The 1058-nt window shown below is 38.8% G+C and carries 1 protein-coding gene; it reads right to left on the reverse strand.

Annotation, left to right across the window (positions count from 1 at the left end; all coding sequences use genetic code 11):
• The coding region (locus KDK16_RS04050) for a hypothetical protein (RefSeq protein ID WP_257274776.1) at positions 1-1033 on the reverse strand (1033 nt) is incomplete at its 3' end.
• Between the last annotated feature and the right edge of the window lie 25 nt (positions 1034-1058).

The following is a 1058-nucleotide window of genomic DNA, read 5'->3' on the forward strand; positions in this document are numbered from 1 at the left end:
CTGCCGTATACTCTTTGCAGGATTGGATATTTTCAGGGACAGGCTGCAAAGGGATCTTATCCTTTCTGCACTGATGAATATATTGAAACCAGGCGTGTAAAAATTGATTAATTAATTTGATTTCCTGTACCGTTTTCGGACAACGGAAAAAACGAAACTCCAGCGTTGATAATTTGTTGACTCTGTTTGCTCCGGTAATATGCAACAAAGACATAGCCATATATTTTTCCATTATATCAATATCAATATAACCAAGACCCTTTTGTATACTCGTCATATGAACAAGCTGGCTATAAAAATGTGCAAATTCCTCAAGCCTTTCTTTTTTTTCCGAATCAGTGCTCTCTTTATGGCTTGGCTTTTCAGTATGATTTTCTTCTATTTTTTTATTGTATCGGTCAATGATCGTATTTAACCGTTTTACGGCAAAAGGTTTTGCGTCTGGATTGTAATCAGCAAATGTTTTGTACCATCTGGCTTCATTTTTCTGCAGTATACGATCATTATTTCCAAACGCCCTCAGCAAAAAAGGATTTCGCTGAATCTCAGACTCCATCACCAGAAGCACACCGGTATCACCCTGAGTGGCACTCAAAACATCGACGTGTTTATGCCCGGAACTATAATCAATCAATCCTTTTTTACGCATTGAATCAGTGACTTCAATCACCTTCTCAAAAGATAATTCCGCAAGTTGATCATCAGAATGGTAAGGCGTGCAATTTATTTCAAACCACGCAGACGAGTCATAAAAAGAGACTACGGTAAAGCGATCGTCAAAACCATAGTGTACACCACGACTGTCAGTGATAGCGCGACAAGTCATCCCTTTTTCTGGTAGTTGAGATGAAAAAATATCACAAAGCCGACCTCGTGTACGGGAAAGCTCATTTTTAACATCATATTCAAGCTCTTCACCCAATTTAAGGTTTGGTCTATTTGACGCCTTCGCTTCATTGTCAGTCCCAAAAAAGGAGTCATCAAACATGGTTTTGACAATGCGATCACAGCGCCCGGAAAAAATAACATCCATAACATGTCGATTAAAATACTCTCTC

The organism is Endozoicomonas sp. SESOKO4 (assembly GCF_024606275.1).